We start from the raw sequence: 4,284 nt of genomic DNA, 5'->3' as shown, positions 1-4,284 counted from the left end.
CATAAAACGTGAGGCCGCTAAAGGAAAGCAGGCCGCCGATAGGATCCCGCACAAAAGAATCCCAGTGCTCCAGGTTATCAAAGATCTTGGCACCTAAAAAGCCCCATACGGCAGCCCATACGATCAGGCTGCCCATCAGTTCACCGGGCTGCTGTGTAACTTCAATAGTTTTAGGCTTATCCAGTTTCTGTGCGTTCTTTTCTTTATAGTCCCAATAGGCAAACAGGCCGGCAAAGAACAGTCCGCCCAATATATTTCCTTGTGTGGAAAGTAAAACAGTTTGGGCGTCGTTTACAAACAATTTATAATTCAACAGTGCATGCACCAGTTTATACCCGATCAGAAATCCAAACAAGCCATTCAGGATCAGCTCCGTGCTGGTCGCGGGTTTACCCACTGTAACCAGTTTCTTAATCGGATGAAGTATTCCCAGAGCTTGTTTACGCTTAAACTCCTGAGAAAAAGCCCAGTATCCCGCGATAAAAGCCAGCGCAACGAATACCCCGAAAGTGTTAAAAGGAAGTGGAATTTGTACGCCAAAGAGATATTCTAAAAAATGAGATACAGTAGGAAACATACGGATAAAAATTTTTATGCGAATATAGGATTAATGCGCCAAAACTTCTTCTGTTTCTGCAACTTCTACCTCGCCATCAGCACTGAACTCAACGAGTTTTACCGTTTTGATCTCATTGACCATCACCGGATCATATTTGGCCCTTACCTTCACATAATTCCTGGTGAAACCATGCATAAAGCCATTTTTCTGATCATCTTCAAACAGCACCTCTGCAACAGCGCCGATTTGAGATTCATAGAAAGCTCTTCTTTTTTTATCAGACAAGATATGCAGCATTTTACTCCGGTCTGCACGGGTACTTCCTGCGACACGGCCTTTCATTTCCGCAGCAGGAGTCTGCTCACGTTCCGAATAAGTAAATACATGCAGGTAGGAGATGTCCAGCTCATTGAGAAACTGGTAAGTATCCAGGAAATCTTCCTGGGTTTCACCAGGAAACCCGACAATCACGTCAACACCAATACAGCAATTTGGCATTACCTCCTTAATTTTGGCCACCCTTTCAGTATACAGTTCGCGCTGATAGCGTCTGCGCATCAATCCGAGTATCTTATTGGACCCCGACTGCAATGGGATATGAAAATGGGGAACAAATCTCTTTGATGTGGCGACAAACTCAATGATCTCGTTGCTCAGCAAATTTGGTTCAATCGACGAGATCCTGATTCTTTCTATACCCTCCACTTCATCCAGCGCCTTTACCAGATCAAAGAACTTGTCCTCACGCTCACCGTTTCTGATCCCGAAATCACCAAGATTCACACCTGTCAGTACAATCTCCTTCACACCGCTTTCCGCGATCTGCCGCGCCCTGTTGATCACATTTTCTATGGTATCGCTCCTGCTGCCGCCACGGGCCAGCGGAATGGTACAATAAGTACAGGGATAATCACAACCGTCCTGGACTTTCAGAAAAGTACGGGTCCGGTCACCTATCGAATAAGCGGCTATGAAATTATGGTTTACCTTTTCAATATTTTGCTGATGAATCACAGCTTTTGGCTGTTTGGTCAGGTCAGTGATGTATTCGACAATGCGGAACTTTTCTGCCGCGCCCAATACCATATCCACCCCTTCAATCTCCGCAATTTCGGTCGGTTTCAACTGCGCATAGCAGCCTACAATCGTTACATAGGCATGAGGCGCATACTTCAGCGCTTCCTTCACCACCTTACGGCATTTTTTATCGGCATGTTCCGTCACAGAACAGGTATTGATCACATATACATCGGCACCGGCTGTAAAATCCACGACCCCATATCCGGCATCGGTAAACAACCTGCCTATGGTCGAAGTTTCAGAGAAATTTAGCTTACAGCCTAATGTATAAAATGCTACCGTTTTCATTGAGGCTGCAAAGATAAGAAAAAACTATTCATTCCAGCGATAGCTGTCCTGCTCAAACCCGGCAAGGTCCAGCGCCCTGCTCACTACAGTTTGTGCCACTTCGGCTATACTTTCAGGCAGAGAATAAAACGAAGGACTGGCCGGACAAATGATCCCGCCTGCTTCAGTAACAGCCTTCATGTTATTGATATGAATCAGGCTGAATGGCGTATCACGCACTACAGCGATCAGTTTTCGGCGTTCCTTAAGCACAACATCAGCCGCTCTTGAGATCAGGTCATTAGAGATACCATGTGCGATCCTGCCCAGTGTCCCCATTGAACAGGGAATGATAATCATGGTGTCAAATTTTGCAGAGCCTGAAGCAAAAGGCGCGTTAAAATCCATTTTCTGGTAAAATGTAAAAGGATAATTGTCGTAAGTTTCATTACCAAGCTCAAACCGCCACACCTCTTTGGCATTGTCAGACATGACCACCCCCACCTTATCCACCTGATCTGAAAGCTTCAATAAATTGTCCAGCAATAACTTAGCATATATTGATCCGCTGGCTCCGGTAATGGCAATAATGACTTTTTTCTTCTTCATATGAACAGCACAAAGATACAGAACAAGGGTCATAAAAAAGGGCCGAATATTAATATTCGAAATTCCCGGTTTTTTAGTATTTCTACCCATTGCTGCGGTGTTTAAAGCATGTTCAACTTGTTAAAAGTGTGTCCGTAACGTGTCTATGAATTATTTTTAAAAGCATAGAAGTCGGTAATCAGTTTATCGGTCTTGGAGACGTATCCGTCGAGCTTCTTAGATATTAAGTTGACCTGCATTTTTAATTCCTCGGTACTGGTCACCAGATTTTTTTCTTTCTGATCTTTAACCAGGATCGGCCGGATCCCGCAAAAATGAAAGTCGAAGCTGAGCTTATATTCTTTGTGGAGAAACACTACCGTATCCGAGGGGATCCGGATCTCACCGCTAATATATTTACTGATGGTACCACGTTGAACTTCAAGGATGGCCGCCATATTAATTGGTTTTGTCTCGATCTTCTTTAGGAACTCAGCAAACCTCTGCCCCTCTTCTTGTGCTATTGTTAACATTTCTACTTGATTTTTTTTATTAGCTCTAATGCTGCAACTTCCATTGGATCTGTTTTTTTATCGGTTGCAATTATTTGCAAAGCTCGATCGTAAATAGAGCGCCTGATCTCAGCATCATATATTGAAACTTTCTTTAATGCAGATCTAAACTCCTTATTTGTGCAATTCGTAATTCTAATTTCATTATCTAATAGGTCGCTGTCTAACTGAGTTTCGGAGTGTTGATCGATAAATTCCCTGATTATATCTCGCTCAGGCTTTCTCAAAAAACCATCTGCCCTGGCCATGAAGATTAAAATCGATATTTCTGGCTTCATTTGGATAAACATCCTAGTTAACTTACCAATAGGAGTATCATTGAATCTATCTGTAAAATATCCAGAATAATTTTTTATAATCTCACCTGTCTCGATGTCTGTCATTTGGGTAATTCTAGATAATTTGAAAGTTCGATCCTCTCTTCTCTCATGACAGAAAGAGTGTAACGATATATCTTTGTACTCGTTATACATATAATAAATAGTAATCCGTCTGCTGCTTTTCAACCCGGAGGCATCCACATAATTGATATGAACTAGAATATTTAATGGAATACCTTCAATATCTTCAGGAATCGATATTGGTTCATATATTTCATGGTCCTGTACCGTTATTGAAAGCTTATTGCTGTTTGGTATTGGTCGGTCCTCCTTGCTAAAGTTAGAGAAGTCTATTTCTTCGGGCTTTGAAACTGTTTTTGATTTGGCTTTATTTAATTGAGTTTCAACAAGGTCAAATATAATTTTAATGTTTTGTTCTGCCTTAGAACCACTAACCGAAGTAGCTGACACCATGCTTTGGTTGTCATTAATGTCTGTTACTTTAAACTCTATTAAGCTACCCCGTGTAAAAAATGTTTTCCCTATTTGAAGTACGATTATGTTCTGTTGTTCAGCAAAAATTGAAGCGCCATGCATCAAGAGCCCGAAATTTTTGATAGAAGCTATTACCCTTTGCCTTTCAAAATTAAACATCCGGGAGACATTAATCATTGTTTGTCATTTTTAGTGTTTTTCAGTTATCTCTGTAAGGTCCCAGGATCAGGAGCGGTAGTAGGCGCCTTCCTTTTTGCCGCAAGTTGCTCTTTAAGGCCCCTAATTACTTCATCTTTCTCTGCAAGCCTCACATCCTTTTCTGCTAATCGCTTATCCTTCTCAGCTATTAGCTCCCTGTACATTTCTTCTGTTTTTAAAAATTCCGACCGTAATTGAGAGAGTT

The 4,284-nt window shown here is 41.8% G+C and carries 5 protein-coding genes and 1 pseudogene; all 6 read right to left on the bottom strand.

The features are described 5' to 3' along the window. A pseudogene (locus VK541_RS23145) lies at positions 1 to 577 on the bottom strand (diacylglyceryl transferase); the annotation flags it as partial. A gap of 30 nt (positions 578 to 607) precedes the next feature. Next, complete coding sequence (gene mtaB / locus VK541_RS23140) at positions 608 to 1,927, bottom strand: tRNA (N(6)-L-threonylcarbamoyladenosine(37)-C(2))-methylthiotransferase MtaB (RefSeq protein ID WP_324372950.1); 1,320 nt, start codon at positions 1,925 to 1,927, stop codon at positions 608 to 610. Positions 1,928 to 1,951: 24 nt separating this feature from the next. After that, positions 1,952 to 2,515, bottom strand: coding sequence for a UbiX family flavin prenyltransferase (locus tag VK541_RS23135; RefSeq protein WP_324372949.1), 564 nt, complete (start codon positions 2,513 to 2,515; stop codon positions 1,952 to 1,954). Between the two features lie 143 nt (positions 2,516 to 2,658). Beyond that, entirely contained in the window at positions 2,659 to 3,027 is a 369-nt protein-coding gene (locus tag VK541_RS23130) for a hypothetical protein (RefSeq protein WP_324372948.1), read from the bottom strand. A 2-nt stretch (positions 3,028 to 3,029) separates the two neighbouring features. After that, positions 3,030 to 4,040: a hypothetical protein gene (locus VK541_RS23125; protein ID WP_324372947.1), complete on the bottom strand. Its 1,011-nt coding sequence runs from the start codon at positions 4,038 to 4,040 to the stop codon at positions 3,030 to 3,032. A gap of 44 nt (positions 4,041 to 4,084) precedes the next feature. Further along, on the bottom strand, positions 4,085 to 4,284 hold a 200-nt coding region (locus VK541_RS23120), incomplete at its 5' end, for a hypothetical protein (RefSeq protein WP_324372946.1).

The organism is Pedobacter sp., from assembly GCF_035317785.1.
Taxonomy (GTDB): Bacteria; Bacteroidota; Bacteroidia; order Sphingobacteriales; family Sphingobacteriaceae; genus Pedobacter.
This window is presented reverse-complemented; position numbering and strand designations above follow the sequence as displayed.

What these genes read in the sequence shown, in the direction of transcription:
- mtaB (WP_324372950.1), bottom strand. Translation starts at nt 1,927, where the DNA reads ATGAAAACGGTAGCATTTTATACATTAGGCTGTAAGCTAAATTTCTCT.
- VK541_RS23135 (WP_324372949.1), bottom strand. Translation starts at nt 2,515, where the DNA reads ATGAAGAAGAAAAAAGTCATTATTGCCATTACCGGAGCCAGCGGATCA.
- VK541_RS23130 (WP_324372948.1), bottom strand. Translation starts at nt 3,027, where the DNA reads ATGTTAACAATAGCACAAGAAGAGGGGCAGAGGTTTGCTGAGTTCCTA.
- VK541_RS23125 (WP_324372947.1), bottom strand. Translation starts at nt 4,040, where the DNA reads ATGTTTAATTTTGAAAGGCAAAGGGTAATAGCTTCTATCAAAAATTTC.